Source organism: Anaeromyxobacter sp. (assembly GCA_016718565.1).
GTDB lineage: Bacteria > Myxococcota > Myxococcia > Myxococcales > Anaeromyxobacteraceae > JADKCZ01.
This window is the reverse complement of sequence record JADKCZ010000001.1, coordinates 118,249-139,927: the sequence shown is the minus strand read 5'-3', so window position 1 is coordinate 139,927 and position 21,679 is coordinate 118,249. Positions and strand designations below refer to the sequence as shown.

General features: G+C 74.2%; 13 protein-coding genes and 1 pseudogene. 11 read left to right on the top strand and 3 right to left on the bottom strand.

Annotation, left to right across the window (positions count from 1 at the left end; all coding sequences use genetic code 11):
* Positions 1-462: 462 nt before the first annotated feature.
* The 7 genes and pseudogenes from IPO09_00595 (at position 463) to IPO09_00565 (ending at position 14,665) form a co-directional block, all read left to right on the top strand.
* Positions 463-2,436 (top strand): Hint domain-containing protein, encoded by a 1,974-nt coding sequence (locus IPO09_00595; GenBank protein MBK9515849.1) that lies wholly within the window; start codon positions 463-465, stop codon positions 2,434-2,436.
* A gap of 172 nt (positions 2,437-2,608) precedes the next feature.
* The gene (locus IPO09_00590) at positions 2,609-5,347 is read left to right on the top strand and encodes a hypothetical protein (GenBank protein ID MBK9515848.1); all 2,739 of its coding nucleotides are present in this window, start codon (positions 2,609-2,611) and stop codon (positions 5,345-5,347) included.
* 381 nt (positions 5,348-5,728) lie between these two features.
* Positions 5,729-7,240, top strand: coding sequence for a fatty acid desaturase (locus IPO09_00585; protein ID MBK9515847.1), 1,512 nt, complete (start codon positions 5,729-5,731; stop codon positions 7,238-7,240).
* Positions 7,241-7,531: 291 nt separating this feature from the next.
* Entirely contained in the window at positions 7,532-9,397 is a 1,866-nt protein-coding gene (locus tag IPO09_00580; protein MBK9515846.1) for an OPT/YSL family transporter, read from the top strand.
* 195 nt (positions 9,398-9,592) lie between these two features.
* Positions 9,593-12,511: a protein kinase gene (locus IPO09_00575; protein MBK9515845.1), complete on the top strand. Its 2,919-nt coding sequence runs from the start codon at positions 9,593-9,595 to the stop codon at positions 12,509-12,511.
* 191 nt (positions 12,512-12,702) lie between these two features.
* Positions 12,703-13,068: a hypothetical protein gene (locus IPO09_00570; protein ID MBK9515844.1), complete on the top strand. Its 366-nt coding sequence runs from the start codon at positions 12,703-12,705 to the stop codon at positions 13,066-13,068.
* 699 nt (positions 13,069-13,767) lie between these two features.
* A pseudogene (locus tag IPO09_00565) lies at positions 13,768-14,665 on the top strand (hypothetical protein).
* Between the two features lie 469 nt (positions 14,666-15,134).
* On the opposite strand, the gene IPO09_00560 reads toward IPO09_00565, so the two are convergent.
* The 3 genes from IPO09_00560 to IPO09_00550 are packed head-to-tail and all read right to left on the bottom strand — an operon-like array spanning position 15,135 to position 16,435.
* Positions 15,135-15,563 carry a hypothetical protein gene (locus tag IPO09_00560; protein ID MBK9515843.1) on the bottom strand — a complete coding sequence of 143 codons (429 nt, stop codon included), beginning with the start codon at positions 15,561-15,563 and terminating at the stop codon, positions 15,135-15,137.
* Positions 15,553-15,888, bottom strand: coding sequence for a hypothetical protein (locus tag IPO09_00555; GenBank protein ID MBK9515842.1), 336 nt, complete (start codon positions 15,886-15,888; stop codon positions 15,553-15,555). The genes IPO09_00560 and IPO09_00555 overlap by 11 nt, the downstream gene beginning before the upstream one ends.
* Entirely contained in the window at positions 15,881-16,435 is a 555-nt protein-coding gene (locus IPO09_00550) for an RNA polymerase sigma factor (protein MBK9515841.1), read from the bottom strand. The genes IPO09_00555 and IPO09_00550 overlap by 8 nt, the downstream gene beginning before the upstream one ends.
* Positions 16,436-16,691: 256 nt before the next feature.
* Between IPO09_00550 and IPO09_00545 the strand changes: the two genes are divergently transcribed.
* The 4 genes from IPO09_00545 to IPO09_00530 are packed head-to-tail and all read left to right on the top strand — an operon-like array spanning position 16,692 to position 21,602.
* The gene (locus IPO09_00545) at positions 16,692-16,961 is read left to right on the top strand and encodes an HPr-rel-A system PqqD family peptide chaperone (protein ID MBK9515840.1); all 270 of its coding nucleotides are present in this window, start codon (positions 16,692-16,694) and stop codon (positions 16,959-16,961) included.
* Positions 16,962-16,984: 23 nt separating this feature from the next.
* The gene (locus IPO09_00540; protein ID MBK9515839.1) at positions 16,985-18,043 is read left to right on the top strand and encodes an ATP-grasp domain-containing protein; all 1,059 of its coding nucleotides are present in this window, start codon (positions 16,985-16,987) and stop codon (positions 18,041-18,043) included.
* A gap of 47 nt (positions 18,044-18,090) precedes the next feature.
* Positions 18,091-19,437, top strand: coding sequence for a diaminopimelate decarboxylase (locus IPO09_00535; protein ID MBK9515838.1), 1,347 nt, complete (start codon positions 18,091-18,093; stop codon positions 19,435-19,437).
* On the top strand, positions 19,425-21,602 hold the full coding sequence (locus tag IPO09_00530) for an urea transporter (GenBank protein ID MBK9515837.1): 2,178 nt from the start codon (positions 19,425-19,427) through the stop codon (positions 21,600-21,602). The genes IPO09_00535 and IPO09_00530 overlap by 13 nt, the downstream gene beginning before the upstream one ends.
* Positions 21,603-21,679: the final 77 nt, after the last annotated feature.

Here is a 21,679-nt window from a genome sequence, read left to right as displayed (position 1 = left end):
TCATCTCGGGTTCGGGGGGCGCCTGGTTGCCACGATCGCGGGGATCCTGGGGATCACCGGTCTGGCCAAGAAGGGTCCGGCGGCCGACGGTCTGGGTCGCCACCGAGGAGCCGCCGGAACGGCTCGGCCAGACCGGGGCCGCGCCGACCCGTCCGGCCCTGGCAGCGCTGCTGGGACTGCCCTGCCAGGGTCTGTCGAGTCGGCCGCCGGCGCCTGCCCGTGCTCCGCGGGGCGCAGTGGCTGGTGGAGCCCTGCCCTCCGAGGAGACCGCGCGGGATCCGGGGCATGCCCCGTTCGCGTGAGCAGGCCGCGCGCCACCGGTGTCCGTCGCGCCTCCCCGCCTCCCGGCGGCTCGGGGCCGCCCTCCTCCGTCGGGCCTGCGGGCCCGGGGCTGGGAGTGGTCCACCCGGAATCGGGGAAGTGGCCCTATCGGCGCAGTCCTGGTGGATGCAGCATCCGGCGATGAGCCTCCAGCGCACCGCCGTCGCCCTCCTGATCGCCATCGCCCTCGTCGCCTGTGGCGGTGGTGGTGGCGGCGACACGCCGGGAGGTGAGGACCCGGGCGGTGGCGGCGGCCCGAACACCTGGCTGCCGGGGCAGGCCGAGGTGAAGGGGTCCTCCGGGTGGGTGGTCTTCAAGGAGCGCGCGCCGGACGGGGCCGTCACCGGGCACGTGATCAACCCCTGGGGCGTGGACGGGGCAACCGGCCTCGCGGCGTTCCGGCTCCACGCCAGCAGCGCCACCGCCGCCGAGCTGGCGATCGACTACGCCCCTGGGCCCAAGGTGACCGTCGTGCTCACCGACGGCGGCCACGCCACCACCACGGTGGATGGAGTCGCCTTCTCCGGCCTCGGTCCGCTCACCCCGGGGCAGGCGGTGGTGGCCGCCCGGTTCCTCCTGATGGAGCGGCTGCCGGTCGCCGTGAACGGCAAGACCGGCTTCCTGCCGGTGGAGCTGGCGGTGGCGCTCGTGCCGCTCCAGCTCGGCCTCAAGTACGCCACCCTCGACCCCCTCTCCGGCGTCGCCGACCTGTTCTGGAGCGCCGGCTGTAGCGTGCAGGCCGGCGCGTCGGCGCCCGCCACCTCGCTGCCGCGCTGCCCGGGTCCCATCCTCCTCAGCGCCGAGGCGCCGCTCCCGGTGGTGCTCGGCTTCTTCCCCTTCGACGGCGAGGGGGCGGGGAGCGGCATCGCCTCCCTGGCCCCCGCCACGGCCCAGCGGAACTGCGCGGTCGCCGCGTACCCGGGCGACGCGTCCCGCGGGGCGTGTGACTCGCTCTGCCGCGGCGCGTGCGGCGCCGACTGCGAGCCGAACAACTGCCAGCGGGGTGAGCACAAGACCTGCGAGCTGGGCCCCGACGGGCTGAACACCGGCCTCCGCATCACCTGGGGCGACTACGACTGCGGCGTCCACCAGGGCTGCATCGACCACGACGACTGCTACGACCAGTGCAACGACGTCTGGGGCTGCACCGGCGCCGGCGCCTTCCTGGCCGCGGCCTGCCGCCATGGCCCTGGTCCGACCACCTGCGATGGCCTGGCCTGGAACATCTGGGGCACCGCCAACGTGCTCCTCTGGTGGAAGGGGTACGGCGACTTCTCCTCGCGCCGGACCTTCAGCTACGCCGAGGCCCAGGAGCTCGATCCGGTCCTCTGCCCGTACGTCGACGTCTGCGTCCCGGCCGGCACGGCGGTGACCCTCCCCGACGGCAGCCAGGTGCCCATCGAGTCCCTGGTCCCCGGCGCCGAGATCGCCGCCGCCGCCTCGCACCTCCCGCGCCCCTTCACGGCGCTCGTCGAGCAGGTGCTGGTCCACCGCGACGGCCCCTACCCCCTCGACCGGCTGGTCAGCGCCAGCGGCGCCGAGCTCGAGGTCACCCCCGAGCACCCCATCTGGACCGCCGAGTACGGCTACCTGATGGCCGCCGACCTCGAGCCAGGCCTCCACCTCCTGGAGGTCGACCCGGTGAGCGGCGAGACGCGCCAGGTGGAGCTGGTGGCGGTCCTGCGCGCCGCCTCGGTCGCCGGCACCGTCTACAACCTGAAGACCTCCGCCGCGAGCTACCTGGCGGCGGGCCTGCTGGTCCACAACAAGTGCCTGGCGCGGGGCTCCCTGGTGGAGACCCCCGAGGGCCTGGTGGCGGTCGAGACGCTCCGCCCCGGCGACGAGGTGCTCGGCGACCGGGACGGCCGGCGGGTGGTGGCCCGGGTGGTCCGCACCTACCGGAAGGCGACCGTGCTCGGGAGCCTCCCCGGCCGGCGCCTCGCGCCCGGCCTCCTCGTCACCGTGAACCACCCGGTGGCCGACGGCGGCCTCTTCACCGAGGCCGGCCTGCTCCCGGCCCCGGCCGAGGCCGCCCAGGGCGACGTCTTCGACCTCGAGACCTCCACCGGCAACTACTACGCCGACGGCGTCCTGCTCGGGGCCGCCCTGCCTTGACCGAGGAGCGCCTCAACGCCGCAGCGCACGCGCAGCCCATGGGTGCCCACCCGGAGCACGGCCTCCCGGGCCCCGTGGCCAGCGGGGGATGCGCACTCGGCGCCGTTCACCTTCCCGCTGGAAGGGCCGTACCCGTCGACGGGGGCGCTTCAGCCCCCCAGAGGATCCACCCATGAACCGCACGCTGGGACTCGCCGGTGCCCTCCTCCTGCCTGGACTCGCCGGGATCACCGCCTGCGGCGGCGGCGGCGGCGGGGAGCCCCCTCCCACGCCACCCCTCCCGACCTTCATGATCAGCGCCGACGACGGCACCACCGGCTATGAGCCGTTCCTCACCGATGGCACGGCGGCCGGCACCCGGCTGGTGAAGGACATCAACCAGCGCAGCCCCTCCAACCCGAGGCCCGACGCCACCGGGAGGGCAGGGCAGCTGGCCGTGATCGGAGCGGTGACCTACTTCTCCGCCGCAGATGGCCGCAGCGGCCAGGAGCTCTGGAGGAGCAACGGCACGGCGGCCGGGACGGTGCTGGTCAAGGACATCAACCCCGGCCCCCCCTCGAGCGACGTCTCCTCCCTCACCGCCCTGGGCGGCACGCTCTTCTTCATCGCCAACGACGGCGTCCACGGCGTCGAGCTCTGGAGGAGCGACGGCACCGCGGCCGGCACGGCGATGGTCCACGACATCGACACGTCCCCCGGCGTCGGCGGCATCGACCCGTCGGAGGGGGCGCTCGTCGCGCTCGGCGGCTTCGTCTACTTCTCGGCCGCGGACGGGGGCCACGGCGTCGAGCTCTGGCGCAGCGACGGCACGGCGGCCGGTACGGTGATGGTGATGGACCTCAACTCCGGCGCGGGTGCCGGCTCCTTCCCGTACGCCCTCACCGCCCTCGGCGGCGCGCTCTACTTCTCCGCCGACAACGGCGTCCACGGCCATGAGCTCTGGAAGTTCGATCCCTCGAGCGGCGGGATGCTGGTCCGGGACATCAACCCCGGTGCGGCAGCGGCCCAGCCGTTCGCCCTGGTCGCGGTCGGGACCACGCTCTACTTCAGCGCCTACGAGGACGTGCACGGCTTCGAGCTCTGGAGGAGCGACGGCACGGCGTTCGGCACCGTGCTGGTGAAGGACATCACCCCCGGGCCGACGACCACCTACCTGGCCGGGCTCACCGCCGTCGACGACACGCTCTCCTTCGTCGCCGACGACGGCGTGCACGGCATCGAGCTCTGGAGGAGCGACGGCACCGCGACGGGCACCGCGCTGGTCAAGGACCTCACCCCCGGCGCGGCTGGCTCCGACCTGTCCCACTTCGCCGCCGCCGCCGGCGGCAGGCTCTACTTCAGCGGCTACGACGGCGTGAACGGGACCGAGCTCTGGAGGAGCGACGGCACCGAGGCGGGCACCGTGGTGGTGGTGGACCTTCGCCCGGGCACGGACAGCAGCATGCCCTCGGGCCTGACCGCCCTGGGCAGCGCGGTGTACTTCAGCGCCGACGACGGCGTCCACGGCGTCGAGCTCTGGAGGAGCGACGGCACCGCGACGGGCACCGTGCTGGTCCGGGACGTCTGGGAAGGCGCCGACGGCAGTGCCCCTGCCTACCTCACCGTGGTCGGCGGCACGACGCTCCGCTTCTCGGCCGACGGCGGCCAGGGTGCGGAGCTCTGGACCAGCGACGGCTCCGCGGCCGGCACCACCATGGTGGCCGACATCTGCCGGATCAGCGCCGGCTCGAACGCGAGCGCCGCCTCGAAGATCGGCGCCATCCGCTACTTCTCCGCGGACGACGGCCTGCTTGGCCGGGAGCTCTGGCGGAGCGACGGCACGGCGGCCGGCACGGTGCTGCTGAAGGACATCCGCCCCGGCGTGTTCGGCAGCTCGCCGGGCCCGCTGTTCGCCCTGGGCGGGGCGCTCTACTTCAGCGCCGACGACGGCGTGCATGGCCGGGAGCTCTGGCGGAGCGATGGGACGGCGGCCGGCACGGTGCTGCTGAAGGAGTTCGCCGGGGGCGTGTACAGCGGCAATCCCGGCCAGTTCACCGCCATCGGCAGCACGCTCTACTTCACCGCCGACGACAGCGGCATCGGCAACGAGGAGCTCTGGAAGAGCGACGGCACCGCGGCGGGCACCGTGCTGGTGAAGGAGATCGCCCCTGGCCTGGCCGGCGCCAACCCCCGTGGCCTGGTGGTCATGGGCGGCAACCTCCTCTTCTCGGCCATCGACGAGGTCCACGGCTATGAGCTGTGGAAGAGCGACGGCACCGCCGCCGGCACCGCGCTGGTCAAGGACGTCAACGTCTCCGCGGCCGGCGCCAGCAGCCGCCCGTGGAATCTCACGGTGGTGGGCAACGCGCTCTTCTTCAGCGCCGACGACGGCGTCCACGGCTATGAGCTCTGGTGGAGCGACGGCACCACCGGGGCGACCGGCCTGCTGCAGGATCTCAACCCCGGCCTCGCGGACGGCGACCCCTGGGGCTTCACGGCCCTGGGTGGCTTCGTCTACTTCCAGGGCACCGACGCGGAACACGGCCAGGAGCTCTGGAGGAGCGACGGCACCGCCGTGGGCACGACGCTGGTGAAGGATCTCAACCCGGGCCCGGGGAACGGCGACCCCTACCAGCTCCGGGCCAGGGGCGGCGCGCTCTACTTCGTGGCCTCCGACGCCACCCACAGCTACGAGCTCTGGAAGACCGACGGCAGCGCGGCCGGCACGGCCATGGTCACGGACCTCAACGCGGGCGAGGGCTACGGGGTCGACGATCTCCTCGTGATCGGTGACTGGATGTACCTGCAGGCCACGGACGGCCTCTCGGGCTACGAGCTCTGGAGGAGCGACGGCACCGCGCTCGGCACGACCCAGGTGCTCGACCTCTTCTCCGGCGCCGGCAGCGGCTTCGGCTTCATCATGGACAGGTAGCGGGCGGCGCCCCCTCGGAGGCATGCCCCAGCGCCACCAGGCGAGTCGTCGGGCGCCGGGCGTGCGAGCGGCTCCTCGAACTGCCGCTTGGCGCTGAAGGCGACCTCGCCTCGAACTCAGGAGACTGACTGCCCTGCTCCTGGGCGCGAGGAGGGAGCCGACCACCTTGAGGAGCCCGTCCGGGAGACGCTGGAGGCGCGGCTGGTGCCGCGCCCAGACCACCACGGTCGCGAAGGACGGGCGGCCCCGGCTGGCCCGGCGAGGTGCTCCGGCGCCACCCCGGGGGCAGGACCACCGTGAGCACACTGGCTGCCGCAGCGACCATGTCGTGGGGCGCCTCGCCCGTGCCATCATGGCGCCCGTCCCCTGCGGAGGAGGTCCATGGCGGCACGGCCCATCAGCGTCCGGCTCGGCGATCGGACCTTCGAGGTCCGCCCGCGGGAGACGGTGCTGCAGGCGGCGGAGCGCCACGGGGTCCCCTTCCCCTCGAGCTGCCGGGTCGGCGGCTGCGGCACCTGCCGCTGCCGGCTCCTCGAGGGGCGGGTGCGCGAGCTGACCGAGACCGCCTACCTGCTCACGGCCGAGGAGCTCGAGCGCGGCACCATCCTGGCCTGCCAGAGCGTGCCGCTCGGCGACGTCACGGTGGCGCTCGACCAGGCGCCGCTGGCCGCTCGCCGCGGCGCAGGCGCCGCGCGGGCGCAGGCCCTCGGGGCGCGGAGCCCGGCCGGGCCGCTCCAGTACCTCAAGTTCTTCGGCTTCCACGCCGTCGGGCTCCTCGCCGTGGCGTCCCTCCTCGCCGGCGGCTGGTGGACCACCGCCGGGCTGCTGGCCATCCTGGCCTTCTACCTGCTGGGCGACGCCGTCTGCGGTGACGACACCACCACGCCGTCCTACCGCCACGCCTGGCTCCTCACGGTCCAGCTCTGGCTGGCCCTGCCGCTGCTGTCGCTGGTGGTGCTCGCCGCGCTCTGGGGCGTGAGCCCGGGCGATCCGCTCGGCCTCGGGGCGTGGCTGTCCGGCCCCACCGGCCACGACCTGCTGGCGGCCCGCGCCGCGGCCGGCGCCGGCCACCGGGTCTCGGCCTGGATCCTGACCGGGCTCATGATCGGCATGGTGGGGACCATCCCGGCCCACGAGCTGACCCATCGGACCTGGGACCCCGTCTCCATGCTGGTGGGGCGCTGGCTCCTCGCCTTCAGCTTCGACACCACCTTCGCCATCGAGCACGTCTACGGCCACCACCGCTACGTCTCCACCAGCCTGGACCCGGCCACCGCCCCGCGCGGAAGGAGCGTCTACCACCACGTGCTCGCCTCGACCTGGAGGGGGAACGCCAGCGCCTGGCGCATCGAGGTGGAGCGGCTGCGCCGGCGGCGCCGCTCGGCCTGGTCGCGGCACAACGCCGTGCTGCGCGGGGCGCTCATGAGCCTGGCCCTGCTGGCGGGCGCCTTCGCCCTGGGCGGGTGGCGCGCCGCGGCCTTCTTCACCGCGAGCGCCCTGTGGGGCAAGGCGCTGCTGGAGATCGTGAACTACATGGAGCACTACGGCATGGTGCGGGCGCCCGCCGAGCCCGTGAAGCCGCGCCACTCCTGGAACACCAACCGGCGCCTCAGCTCCTGGACCCTCTTCAACCTGACGCGCCACTCGCACCACCACGCGCAGGGCGAGGTGCCCTACCAGGCGCTGCGGCCGCTGCCCGGGGCGCCCCAGATGCTGAACGGCTACCTCACGACCATCGTGGTGGCGCTCGTGCCGCCGCTCTGGCACCGGCTGATGTCGCCGCGCCTGCTGGCCTGGGACCGCGACCACGCCAGCGCGGAGGAGCGGCGCCTGGGCGCCGAGGCCAACCTTCGAAGCGGCATCCCGGCGCTGATCCGGGCCGCGGCGCCCTGAGACCGGGCGGCCGGGGCGTCGGTGGCGGAGAAGGAGGTCACGCCTCCGAGCACGGCCAGGTGCGTTGCTCTCCCGCTGGCGTCTGGCCGCGGGCTGGAGGAGCTGAGCTGGTTGATGTCCCTCACCAGCCGGGAGCCGGCCGGCGTACCGTCGATGAGGAACGGCTCGGAGCCGGTGGCGCCGTCGTCGGCGCCGAGCATGAAGGTCGGGAGCGGCGGTGTGGCCGCGCCGGACCGGACCGGGCCGCGCCCGAGGTAGGCTCCCTCGACCCGCCGCCACCGCCGAGGGGACATGGACCAGCCGAGCGCGCCGCTGCACCCCGAGCCGACCCTCGACCCCGAGCAGGCCTGGCTCGACCGGACCTACCAGCCCCACGCCACCCAGCTCACCGTCCGGGCGGTGCTGGTCGGGATGCTCCTCGGCGGGGTGATGTGCCTCTCCAACCTCTACGTCTTCTTCAAGACCGGCTGGTCGATGGGCGTGACCATCACCGCCGCCCTGCTGGCCTTCGCCCTCTTCCGGGGCCTGGAGGCGGTCGGGCTGGTGAAGCGGCCGCTCACGGCGCTGGAGAACAACGCCCTCACCACCGTCAGCTCCGGGGCCGGCTACATGACCGGCGGCGGCAACATGGCCGCCTTCGGGGCGCTCATGATGGTCACCACCATCCGCCCGGACTGGGGGCCCATGGTCGGCTGGTTCGCCGCCATCGCGGCGCTGGGGGTCTTCACCGCCATCCCCATCAAGCGCCAGCTCATCAACCGCGAGGCGCTGCCCTTCCCCACCGGCACCGCCACCGCCGAGACCCTGCGGGCCATCCACGCGGCCGAGGGGGCGGCCGGCGTGGCTGGGGATGGCTCGCGCCAGGCCGGCGCGCTCGGCCTGGCGGCCCTGGCGGCCGCGGCCATGACCTGGCTCCGCTCCGGCAAGGTCGCCTGGATGCCCTGGAACCTGCCCGAGGCCTTCGCCCTGCCGGTCACCCTGGCCGGGCGGGCGCTCAAGGACTGGACCTTCGTCCTGAAGACCGAGGTGGTGCTGGTCGGCGCCGGCGCGCTCATGAGCTTCCGCACCGGCTGGTCGGTGCTGCTCGGCGGGGTGCTCACCTACGGGGTGCTGGCGCCCGCCTTGGTGGCGGCCGGGGTCCTCACCACGGTGAGCTACAAGGCGATCGTCGGCTGGACGGTCTGGCCGGGCGCCGCGGTGCTGGTCGGGGCCGGGCTCACCTCCTTCGCCCTCGACTGGCGCAGCGTGACCCGCTCGCTCTCCGGGCTGACCGCCCTCTTCTCCCGGCGGGGCGCCGCCACCCCGGTCGAGCCGATCGACGCCGTCGAGTGCCCCGGCTGGTGGTTCCCGGCCGGCTTCGTGGTGCTCGGGCCGGTGGTGGTGGTGCTGATGACCTGGCTCTTCCAGATCCCCTGGTGGGCCGGGATCATCGCCGTGCCGCTGGCGGTGGTGATGGGCTTCGTCGCGGCCCGGGTCACCGGCGAGACCGACGTGACCCCCACCAAGGCGCTCGGACCGGTCACCCAGCTCCTCTACGGCGTCATGACGCCCGGCAACCTCTCGGGCAACATCATGAGCGCCAACGTGACCGGCGGCATCGGCCTGCACGCCGCCGACCTCCTCACCACCTTGAAGACCGGCTGGCTGCTCGGCGCCAGCCCGCGGGTGCAGTTCTACGCCCAGCTCTTCGGCGTGGTGGCGGGCGCGGCCATCGTGGTGCCGGCCTACTTCCTGATCATCGGCTCCGACCCGGCGGCGCTCGGGTCGGAGGCCTGGCCGGCCCCGTCCTGCCTGGTCTGGGCCGGCGTCTCGCAGGCCTTCGCCGGCGGGGTGGGCGGCCTCGGGGGGCTGGCCCGCTCGGCCATCGCGGCGGGGCTCCTGCTGGGCATCGCGCTGGCGGCGGCCGAGAAGCTGGCGCCGAGGCGGCTGCTGCCCTTCGTCCCCTCGCCCGCCGGGCTCGGGATCGCGATGGTGATCCCGGGCAGCAACGCCTTCGCCATGTTCCTGGGCGCCGCCCTGGCATGGGGCTGGCGTCGCTGGTGGCGCCCCTCGGCCGAGCGCTACGTCACGCCCATCGCCTCCGGCCTGATCGCCGGCGAGAGCCTGATGGGCGTGGTGATCGCGCTCCTGATCGCCGCCGGGGTGCTGGCGCGGTAGCCCGGGTGCGGCGGGCGTGGAGCCCGACCGCCCCGCCGGGCGCGGTCCCCCGTTTGGGGTGGGATCCCGGCGCCGCCACCCTGGTGATGCGGACGGCCCGCGACAACGTCGCGCACCGACGGTGGCGATCTGCCACCACGGGACAGGACAGACTGCAGGTACCATGGGTCTCCCTTGGCGGCCTGGGGGGCACCGATGGCGGCGGAGAACCAGCCAGGGCCTGAGTCGACCGACGCGGCGCCAGCGCCGACGACGGTCGCGCCCGGTGCGCTCTCCGCGCTGCTGGCGGAGCTGGTCCGCGCGCCCCGGGAGGCTCCCGCGGAGCCGCCGGCGGGGACGATCATCGGGCGCTTCGAGCTCCTGAGGAAGCTGGGCATCGGCGGCTTCGGCGTGGTCTGGGAGGCGCGCGACCGACAGCTCGGCCGCTCGGTGGCCTTCAAGCTGGTCCGGCCCGGCGAGCAGGCGGACCAGCGCGAGCAGACCCTGCTGCGGGAGGCCGAGGCGGCGGCGCGGCTCTCCCACGACAACCTGGCGGCGCTCTACGACGTGGGGAAGAGCGCGCACGGCCCTTACCTGGTGTTCGAGCTGCTGCACGGCAGGACGCTGGCGGAGCGGCTGACGGCGGGGCCGCTCCCCCGCGCCGAGGCGCTCCGGATCCTGCGCGACGTCACCCGCGGGACGGCCCACGCCCACCGGGAGGGCGTGGTCCACCGCGACCTCAAGCCGGCCAACGTCTTCCTGTGCGACGACGGCCGGGTGAAGGTGCTCGACTTCGGCCTGGCCCACGCCTTCGGGCTGCGGCGGCTGTCGGGCGGGACGCCGGCCTACATGGCCCCGGAGCAGTGGCGGGAGGCGCCGGAGGACGAGCGGACCGACGTCTTCGCGCTCGGGGTGATGGCCTACCAGCTCATGGCCGGGACGCTCCCGTTCGCCGACGAGAAGGGCACGATCGGGAGCCGGCCGGCCCCGGCGCTGGTGGTCCCGGGCGCGCCGGCGCTCGGGGCGCTGGTGGCCCGGATGCTCGAGAAGGATCCGGTGAGGCGGCCACGCGACGCGGGAGCGCTCCTCGAGGTGCTCGCCGCCACCACGGCGGCGCTGGAGCGCGCCGGCGCCGAGGCGGAGGCGGCGCCGGTCCGCACCCGGCGCCACCCACGCTGGCGGGTGGCTGGGCTGGTGGCCGGCGGCGCGCTCCTGGGGCTCCTGGCCGCCGGGGGGCTGCTCCTGGCCCGGCGCCCTGCGCCGACCAGCGACGGCCGGGTGGCGGTAGCGGTGGCCGACTTCGCCAACCCCACCGGCGACCGGGAGTTCGATGCACTCTCCGGCCTGCTCATCACCTCGCTCGAGCAGTCGCGCGGGCTCCGGGTGGTGACCCGCGGCCGGATGCTCGACGTGCTCAAGCAGGCGGGCAAGGGCCGGGTATCGCTCATCGACGAAGGCCTGGCGCTCGAGGTGGCCCGGCGCGAGGGGGTGGCCGCCCTGCTCCTCCCGTCGGTGCGGCGGCTGGGCGACCAGTACGTGGTGGAGCTGCGCGCCCTCGACCCTTCCCTCGATCGCACCCGCTTCTCCGCCCGCGAGACGGCGGGCTCCAAGGCGGGGCTGCTGCCGATCATCGACCGGCTGGCCGAACGCACCCGCGTAGAACTGCGGGAGCCCGGTGGCCGGAGCGAGGCCGCGCCTGCCCCCGTGGCGGGGTCGGTCACCGCCTCCCTGGAGGCGTATCAGCACTACTTCCTGGGGGAGCAGCTCTACGACGAGCTGAAGATCTCTGCGGCGCTCCCGGAGTTCCAGCAGGCCCTCTCCGCCGACCCCACCTTCTCGCTCGCCCACTACGGCATCTCGCGGTGCCAGTGGTTCCTGGCGGCCCCGGCCGCCGACTTCCATGTCCACGCCGACGCCGCCGCAGCGGCGGCCGACCGGCTGCCCGCCAAGGAGGCGCTGCTGGTGCGGGCCTGGCGGGCGCGGGTCTACGCGCGGCGCCCGGAGGCCAGGGCCCTCTACGACCAGGCGCTGGAGCGCTATCCGGAGGACAAGCACCTGCTGCTCTGGGCCGGGAACGTCGAGCTCAACGGAGGCGACCCGGCCCGCGGCCTCGACTTCTACCGCCGCGCGCTGCAGCTGGACCCCGGCTCGCGGAGGATCCGCAGGAGCCTGGTCATCTTGCTGAGCCGGCTCGGCCGCCTGGACGAGGCGACCGACTTCGTGCGCCGCTGGGAGGTGGAGTTCCCGGGGCAGGCGGCCACCTGCTCCCTCGTCGAGGTGGAGGTGGCCCGGCACGATCTCCAGGCGGCGCTCGCCGCGGCCCGCCGCTGCCCTGACGAGCAGCTCTCGACCGGGAACGTCTGGCGCCAGTCGGAGTTCTGGGTGGAACTGCTCCGGGAGGACCTGGCGGCGGCCGCGGCCGTGGCCGGTCGCGGGAGATCCCCGGGCAGGGCGCCGACCTGGGAGGACGCCTTCCTGGCGGCCGCGCAGGGGCGCCAGCGAGAGGCTGAGCGGCTCGCGCGCCAGGCGGATCAGGGGGAGAAGCTCACCGTCGCCTTCCACATCAACCTCCTGGCCGCGCGAGGGCGGACCCCGGAGCTCGCCGACGCCGTCCGGAAGCTGCGCGCCTCCACGCACCAGATCGATCACTCCTTCGCCGGCGTCCTCGCCGCTGCCCACGCCTCGGATCCGAGCGTGGAGAGGGAGTCGGGAGGCGACGAGCGCTGGCCCGGGCAGCTGATCGAGGCGGCCGCGCTCGCGGACCAAGGGGACCTGGCGGGCGCCAGGGTGATCCTGGAGCGCCGGTTGGCGGATCCGCTGGGGCTGGATCGCCTCCCGGCGGCCTACGCGCTCGCCGAGACCTGCCACGCGCTCGGCGACGCCCGCTGCGTCCTCGCGGCGGCCGAGGCCTTCAGGTACCCCGATCAGTGGTTCGAGTTCTACTTCGCCTGGCGCAGCTGGGGGTGGCCCCGGGCCCTCTACTGGTCGGCCGCGGCCCACCAGCGGCTCGGCGAGCTCGACCAGGCCCGCGGCAAGGTCGAGCGGCTGCTCAGGCACTGGAGGAGGGCCGATCCGGACCTGCCCCTGCTCGGCGAGGCGCGGGCGCTCTGCGTGGCGCTGGGTTGCCGCCCCTGACGGGCGCGGCCACCGGGGGCGACTCGTCCGCGCGGCCGGGATTCGCAGGCCGCCGGGACTCATGCTTCACTGGCGACGTCATGCCGACCTCGCTGAAAGCCTGCGGTGAGCTCGCGGGGACCGCACGGCGCCGGACCGCCTCCAGGGCACGCGGCCGGATTGGCGCCCCCGATCGGCCCGGCGTTCTGCTGGTGTCGCTGGCGCAGGTGCGGCGCTGCCTGACGTTCGCCCTGCTGTTCGCAGTCTCCGCCGCCTCTTCCGGCTGCACCAGGCAGGCCCCGGAGCTCGACGCCGCCAGGGCCTGCGCCCTGGTGCGCGCCGCCACGCAGGCGGGCGACGACCTCCTGCTGGCGCGGTCCCTCGCCGAGGAGCTCGGGCTCAAACCCTCCAACCTCTGGATCGACCGGAACGGCGTCTTCGTGAGGACGGGTGGCTTCTTCCCGAAGGAGCAGGGGCTCTTCCTGGCGCGACCCGGCGTGGCGCCGCCCGCCGGGGGGACCGACCCGTCGTTCACGCTGGTGAGCGACTGCGTCTATCGGTACGCCATCAAGGGGTAGGAGGCCGGCCGGAGCCCGGCGTTCAGCTGCAGCGCCAGGCCGAGCCCGAGGAGGCCCCGTCCCGCGGAGGCCCCGTCCCAGAGACGTTTCCGCGGAGGCCCGGAGGCCCCGTCCCAGAGACGTTTCCGCGGACCCTCTGGTCCGCGGCGCGGACCAGCAAGCGCCAGCCATCGCTCCAACCCATCTGAACCACTCGGGCTGGCCTCCGGTACGCTCCGTGCGATGCCGAAGGTACATGACCGCACCGCGACAAGTGCTGCCCGGCGTCACCTACCTCATCTCGCGACGCTGCTTCGGCCGGATGCTCCTGCTCCGGCCGTCGCCGGGAGGCCCCGTCCCAGAGACGTTTCCGCGGAGGCCCCGTCCCAGAGACGTTTCCGCGGAGGCCCCGTCCCAGAGACGTTTCCGCGGACCCTCTGGTCCGCGGCGCGGACCAGCAAGCGCCAGCCATCGCTCCAACCCATCTGAACCACTCGGGCTGGCCTCCGGTACGCTCCGTGCGATGCCGAAGGTACATGACCGCACCGCGACAAGTGCTGCCCGGCGTCACCTACCTCATCTCGCTGGAGGCCCCGTCCCAGAGACGTTTCCGCGGACCCTCTGGTCCGCGGCGCGGACCAGCAAGCGCCAGCCATCGCTCCAACCCATCTGAACCACTCGGGCTGGCCTCCGGTACGCTCCGTGCGATGCCGAAGGTACATGACCGCACCGCGACAAGTGCTGCCCGGCGTCACCTACCTCATCTCGCGACGCTGCTTCGGCCGGATGCTCCTGCTCCGGCCGTCGCCGCTGGTGAACGCGGTGTTCGAGTACGTCCTCGCCGCCAAGGCGAAGGAGTACGGGATCCTGCTCCACGCCTACGTGGTCCTCTCGAACCACTGGCACTGCGTCCTCACCGACCCGCGCGGCCTGCTGCCGGAGTTCCAGCGGGACCTGGGCTCCACGGTGGCGCGGGCGCTCAACGCGGCGCTCGGGCGGTGGGAGTCCTTCTGGGCGCCCGGGTCCTACAGCGCCGTGGCGCTGCAGTCCGCCGAGGACGTGCTCGACAAGATGGCCTACGTGCTGGCGAACCCCGTGGCGGCCGGCCTGGTGCGGCGAGGGGCGGAGTGGCCCGGGCTGTGGTCGGCGCCCTCGACGGTCGGGGCCGGTGCGCGAGAGGTGAGGCGCCCCGACCACTACTTCCGCAAGGAAGGACCAGCGCCCAGGACCGCGCCGCTCAAGCTGGTCTGCCCGAAGGGACTCGGATCGGTCGAGGCGCTGCGGCGACGCCTCGCCGTTGCGCTCACCGAGCGTGAGGACCGCGCCGCCCGTGAGCTGGCCGAGGCGGGACGGTCGTTCATGGGGGGCGCGAAAGGTGCTCGCCCAGAGCCCGTTCGCGAGGCCGGCGCCCGGCGAGCCGCGGCGGGGACTGAAGCCGCGCGTGGCCAGCCGGGACAAGTGGAAGCGCCTGGAGGCCATCGGGCGGCTCAAGGCCTTCCTGGCGGAGTACCGAGAGGCCTGGAGCTCCTTCAAGGCCGGCGCGCGGGAGGTGGTCTTCCCGGACGGGACCTACGGGATGCGCCAGTGGTGCGGGGTGGCCTGCGCATCGAGCGCCTGACGGTCCAGGTTCCGGACCTGCACAGCATCATGAGGCGAAGCGCCGCTGCGCCTCGCCTGGTGGTGCTGGCGCAGCCCCGCCAACGGCGGAGGCTCCAACGGGAATCGGTCGAGCGAGGACCCGCTTCGCCGCCGCATGGTGGCCTGAGGAGCCGCGCCCCGGTTGGTCGGTGGCCTCCCGGCGCACGATACGTTCGGTGTACGCGGGCGTGCCGGGTGCGCCACGACAACTTCTCTGGGACGGGGCCTCGCTGGGACGGGGCCTCGCACTGCGGAGGCTGCTGGTGAAGGACGGGCGCGGCGGTGCCCTCAGCGCGATGGCCGACCCTGGTGCGCCCTGGTTCGGTCTCACCTTCACCTGGCGGCCGGGTGGGGGCCGGTGAGCGCACGCACACCGTCGTAGGCCTGGCGGGGGCACGGTGCCGTACGAGATGCCAGGCCGGCTGAGGCCGTGAGCGGGCTGCCCTCGATCAACGGGGTGGAGCGCCCGCCGGCGGCCCGCCCTGCCCCGGAGCCGGCCCGGGCCGGTGGGCGTCCAGCTTCCTCGCCTGCGTCTCGGTGAGCGACGGGCGAAGCTCCGCCTCGTAGCGGTGACGGATGGCCTCGAACCTGGGGAAGGTCTCCTTGAGGACGGCCTCCATCTCGGGGCGGAACCTGTCCATCAGCGCCCGGGCGGTCTTCTCCTGCTCGGCCGTGAGCTCGAGCTCCCGGAGCCCCGGAGGGAGTGGGGCGCCAGCGGGCGGGAAGAGCCCGGCACCGTGGCCGGGTGGCCCGAACGGTCCACCAGGCCGGAACAGGTGGACGGCCCCAGCGCCGGTGGCCGCGCCGGCGAGGAAGATGGCGACGACGGCGAGGCCGGTCCAGAGGCGGAGCTTGCGGGTGGTGGCGTCAGCGGGCATCGGGAGCTCCGGACAGGGCGAGCAGGTTGGCGTCGGTCGGGATGGCGCCGGCCTGCGCCCAGGCGGCCACCTGGAGGACCGGGTCCACCGCGCTGGAGGCGGTGGCCTGGGGGGGGCTATCCGAGGACCAGACCGGCAGCCAGGTGACCAGCGCCAGGATGGCGGCCACGGCCACCGCGCCCCGGCTCCAGCGGGTGAACTCCTGGAGGAAGGGGTGCGGCGCGGGCCTCAGCGCCGCGGCGGCGAGGGCGGCCACCTGCCGCCGGTAGCGCTGCGGATCGCCGTGGCGGTCGAGCGCCGAGAGGTCGAGGGGCTGGTCATCCATGGTCGGCGTCCTCCGTGGACGGGTTGGCGAGGTCCTCGCGCATGGCGCGGCGGGCGACGAAGAGGTGCTGGCGCGACATCACCTCGGAGAGCTCGAGCGCGACGGCGATCTCCGGGTGGGTCCAGCCCTCCAGGTCGTGGAGCAGCACCACCTCGCGCTGGGTCGGTGAGAGCCGCTCCAGGGCGGAGAGGAGCCGCTGCCGCAGCACCACCCGCTCGGCGTCGGCCTCCACCACCGCGCCGCGCTCGGCCTCGTCGGCGTGCCGGACGCGGAGCCGGCGGTGGGAGACCTGCTTGAGCGCCCGGTGGCGGACGCTCTGGAACAGCCACGCCGCAAAGCGGGCGGGGTCGCGGCACTGGTCGAGGCTGCGCAGCGCCGTGAGGAGGGCCTCCTGCGAGGCGTCCTCCGCGTCGGCCGGGTGGCGGAGGACCGAGAGCGCCACGGCGTAGCTGGCCCGGAGGTAGCGGTGGGCGAGCGCCTCCATGGCCGTCGCGTCGCCGCGCCGTGCCCGCACCACCAGGTCGCTGTCGGAGGGCTCCGAGGTCACCGCGTGAGAGGAGAGCCCGGGCCTGCGCCAGGTGTTAGCCCAGGCCCCAAATGGGATGGGCTGCAGTCCAGGGCAGGTGGTCGCGGATGAGTTCGCCATCGGTGGCAGTCAGGTCCGGCACCCCGCTCGAGCGTTAGCCGCTGGCCATCGGCACCCGTGACTAACGGTCTGGCCGCCTCCGAGACCTACCGGGCTCCATCCTCCTCAGCGTCGGGGAAGGCGCGCAGGCGCCGCCTCCGACCAAAGGTGAACCACCGTGACCGACCGGACGCAGCGCCTCAAGGACCTCGCCGTCAGCGAGAGTGGCTTCCTCTTCGACCCCTACACGGGGCTCACCTTCAGCCTGAACCAGACGGGCCGGTTCATCCTCGAGCGGCTGCGGGGCGGGCTCACCGAGCCGGCCATCCGCCAGGCCCTCGAGGCTGGCTACCAGACCGGGCCCGGCGACGACCCGCTCCGCGACGTCCGCGAGTTCCTGGAGCAGCTCCGCGAGAGCGGGCTGCTCCCCGCCGAAGAGCGCCCCTAGCCACCCCTCACCGGAGCGCCCCCATGTCCAGGCACGACCTCACCATCGCCGTCACAGGGCTCAACGCCACCGACAACCCCGGCCCCGGCGTCGCCGTCCTCCGCTCCATCCGCCACGAGCCCCGCTTCTCGGGGCGGCTCATCGGCCTGGCCTACGACACCCTCGACCCCGGCCTCTACAGCGAGGAGCTCGGCCTGGCCGGCGCCTTCCTCATCCCCTACCCGAGCCAGGGCATCGACGCGCTCCGCGAGCGGATCCGCTACGTCCACTCCAGGTTCCACCTCGACGTCATCATCCCCACGCTCGACTCGGAGCTGCCCTCCTTCATCGCCCTCGAGGAGGAGCTGCGGGCGCTCGGCATCAGCATGTACCTGCCCACCCGCGAGCAGTTCGAGCTGCGCTCCAAGGTCCGGCTGGCCGAGCTCGGCGCGAAGGCCGGCATCGAGGTGCCGGCCTCGCAGGTGCTCTCCGACGTCCGCGAGCTCCACACCGTCCACGAGCGGGTCAGCTACCCGTTCATGCTCAAGGGGATCTTCTACGGCGCCCACCACGTCGCCTCGCTCGACGAGGCGCTCGGCTCCTTCCACGCCACGGTGGCGAAGTGGGGCCTCCCGGTGATCGCCCAGAAGTTCCACGCCGGCGAGGAGTACGACGTGGTGGCGGTGGGCGACGGCCTGGGCGGCCTGGTGGGCGCGGTGCCCATGAAGAAGATGTCCCTCACCGACAAGGGCAAGGGCTGGGCCGGCGTCGCGGTCAACGACCCCCACCTCATCGAGATGACCCGCAAGTTCATGGCCGCCACCCGCTGGCGCGGCCCCTGCGAGGTCGAGGTGATGCGGACCCCGGAGGGGAGGTACTTCCTCATCGAGGTCAACCCGCGCTTCCCGGCCTGGGTCTACCTCGCCGCCGGCGCCGGCCAGAACCTGCCCTACGCCACCGTGCAGCTGGCCGCCGGCCAGGCGCCGGCGCCGCTCCCCGACTTCAAGGCCGGCACCATGTTCGTCCGCATCTCGCTCGACCAGATCCGGAGCATGAGCACCTTCCAGGCGCTCGCCACCACGGGCGAGCGGCTCGCTGGCTGACCGCCGCCGCCCCTCCACTACCCCCCCCCACATCCGCAGAGGCCCGCATGTCACTCGTCCGCTACGAGCGCCCCACCTTCGTCCGCCACCAGCTCGGGATGCTGAACAAGTTCGCCCGCGCCCAGGCCACCCGCCCGCTCACCGAGCTCGAGGGCGTCCCGGTCCGCGAGCTGGTGGCCAGGTACGGCTCGCCGCTCTTCGTCTTCAGCGAGCGCTCGCTGGTCTCGCGCTACCGGGAGCTGCGCGACGCGCTGGCCCTGCGGCTGCCGCGGGCCCAGCTGGCCTGGTCCTACAAGACCAACTACCTCGACGCCATCTGCAAGGTCTTCCACCGCGAGGGCTCCTGGGCCGAGGTGGTCAGCGCCATGGAGCTGGAGAAGGCCCTCCACCTCGGCGTGCCCGGCCCGCAGATCCTCTTCAACGGCCCCTTCAAGCCCGACGCGGCGCTGGAGAAGGCCTTCACCGTGGGGGCCCGCGTCCACCTCGACAACTTCGACGAGATCCTGCGCGCCGAGCGGGTCGCCCAGCGGCTCGACCTGCGCCCCACGGTGGCCATCCGGCTCAACATGGCGGTGGCGGGCACCCCGGCCTGGTCCCGCTTCGGCTTCAACCTGGAGAGCGGCCAGGCCGCGGACGCGGTGCGGCGGCTCCGCGCCGGCGACCGGCTGGTGCTGGCCGGCCTGCACTGCCACATCGGCACCTTCGTGCAGGACGTGGAGGCCTACCGGCAGGAGGCGGCCAAGATGGCCGAGTTCGCCAACCAGCTGGCGCGCGAGCACGGCCTCCACCTCGACTCCCTCGACCTCGGCGGCGGCTTCGCCTCGCGCAACACCCTCCACGCACAGTACCTGCCCGGCGAGCAGACCACGCCGGCCTTCAGCGCCTACGCCGAGGCCATCGCCGACGGGCTGGGCGCCCTGCAGTACCCGCCGGAGAAGGCGCCCACCATCTTCCTGGAGACCGGCCGGGCCCTGGTGGACGAGTCTGGGTCGCTGGTGGCCAGCGTCCACGCCAACAAGCGGCTCCCCGACGGCCGCCGCGGCGTGGTGCTCGACGCCGGGGTGAACCTGCTCTTCACCGCCAACTGGTACAAACACGACGTCATCCCCGCCCAGGAGCTGAGCGGCACCCCGGAGCCGACGGTGATGTACGGCCCGCTCTGCATGAACATCGACGTGGTGCGGGAGAACCTGCTCTTCCCGCCCGTGAGCCCCGGGGACCAGCTCGTCTTCCGCAACGTCGGCGCCTACAACGTCACCCAGTGGATGCAGTTCATCCAGGAGCGGCCGGCGGTGGTGCTGATCTCCCGCCAGGGTGAGGTCTCGGTCATCCGCAGGCGCGAGACGGTCGACACCCTGCTCGGGCAGGAGGAGGTCCCGGCGTGGCTGTCGTGACCGCCGACCGCGCCGCCCTGGCGGAGGGCGTCGGGCCGTCGCCCCGGCCAGCCCTGCACCCCTCCGCCGCCGGCGCGCTGGTGGCCTACGCCCAGGTGCTCTTCTCCGACCACCCCGGCGTCGGGGCGCTGCTGCTCCTGGCCACGGCGCTGTCGCCGCGCCTCGGCCTCTCCGGCCTGACCGCGGTGCTGCTCGGCCAGGCCCTGGCGCGGCTGCTCTCCCTCGGGGAGGCGGCCACCGCGCGCGGCCGGTACGGCTACAACCCGCTGCTGGTCGGCCTGGCCGTCGGCGCCCTCTTCGAGCCGGGGGCCGGGGCCGCGGCGCTGCTGGCGCTGGCCGTGGTGGCGGTGGTCTTCCTGGAGGCGGCCCTGGAGTCGGCGCTGGCGTCGGTCTTCGCCCTGCCCCTCCTCTCGCTCCCCTCGCTGCTGGTCACCTGGCTGGCGCTGGCCGCGGCCCCGCTGGTCGGGGTGGTCTCGCGGACGGCCGCGCTGCTCACCCACTCGGCGCCGCCGGCCTGGCTCCCGGCGCTGGCGGCGCTCTACCTGCGCAGCCTGGGGGCCATCTTCTTCTCTCCGACGCTCTGGGCCGGGGCGCTGGTGCTGGGGGCGCTGGTGCTCCACAGCCGCATCGCCACCCTGCTCTCCCTGGTCGGGTTCGGCGTCGCCGCGGCCCTGGCCGCCGGCGTGGTGACGCTGGCCAGCGACGCCTCGCTGCTGGTGCTCTGCGCCAACGCCATGCTCACTGCGGTGGCGGTGGGCGGCGTCTGGTTCGTCCCGCAGCGCGCCGCCTTCCTGCTCGCCGCCGGCGCGGCGCTGCTCACCGGGGTGGCCACCGCCGGGGCCACGGCGCTGCTCGGGCCCATCGACCTGCCGGTCCTGCTCCTCCCCTTCAACGTCACCGTGCTGGTGGTGCTGCTGGCGCTGCGGCAGCGGGTGCGCGACGCGGCGCCCAGGGCGGTGGACTTCGCCGCCGGGACGCCGGAGGTAAACCTGGCCTACTACCGGACCCGGGTGGCCCGCTTCGGGCCGGGCCACGGCGTCCGCTTCACCCTCCCCTTCGCCGGCCGCTGGCTGGTGACGCAGGGGGTGGACGGCCGGCACACCCACCGCGGCCCCTGGCGCCACGGCCTCGACTTCGAGGTGGCCGAGGCCGACGGCACCACCCACGCCGCCGGCGGGCTGGAGCTGCGCGACCACCGCTGCTACCGGCTGCCGGTGCTGGCGACGGCCGACGGCACCGTGGTGAAGGTGGTCAACGACGTGCCGGACAACGCCCCGGGCACCCGCAACGCCCGCGAGCCCTGGGGCAACGTGGTGCTGCTGCAGCACGGCGTCGGACTCTATTCGCTGGTGGCCCACCTCGCCCCGGGGACGGTGGAGGTGCGTGAGGGCCAGCTGGTCCGGCAGGGGGCGCGGCTCGGTTTGTGCGGCAACAGCGGCCGGTCCTTCGTGCCGCACCTCCACTTCCAGCTGCAGGGCAGCCCCCGGCTCGGGGCGCCCACCCTGGAGGCGACCTTCTCCGACGTGCTCTCCGGGGGCGAGGACCAGCCGGTGCTCCACCGCTGGCTGCTCCCCGCCGAGGGGCAGTCCGTCCGGGCGCTGGTGCGCCGCGAGGAGGGGACCGCCTCCTTCTGCTTCGGGATCGGCGCCCCGTTCGCCTTCGAGGTGACCGGGGCGCGGGGGCGGACGCAGCGGGAGCAGGTGGACTCCCGCATCGGCCTCTTCGGCGAGCTCTTCCTGGAGTCGCCGTCGATGGGCGCCACCCTCTGGTTCGAGAACCACGGGCGGCAGTTCGTGGTCCACGACCAGATCGGGCGCCGCGAGAGCGCGCTCCACCTGCTGGCCACCGCCGCGCCGCGGGTCCCCTACGAGCTACCGACGGGGCTGCGATGGGACGACGTGCTGCCGCGGCGGCGGCTGCGTCCGCGCTGGATCCGCTGGCTCTCCGACCTGGCCGAGCCGTTCCTCCCCGAGGGCGGGGTGGCGGTGGCCTACACCGCGGCGCGCCGCGGGGCCCGGCTGGAGATCCGCGGCGCCGGCCGCGCCGGCGGCCGCGAGCTCCGGACGCTGGCGGTCTTCGACGCCGCCGGCCCCCTGGAGCTCGAGGTTCGGGTGGGCGACGAGGCCCGCCGGGCCCGCCGGGTCGAGGCGGTGGCCCGTGGGTAGCCCACCTGCGGCGCGGCGCCTGGGTCTCCTCCATGCCGGCGGGCTGCCGGCCGCCGGGCCGGCGGTCCGGGCTCGGC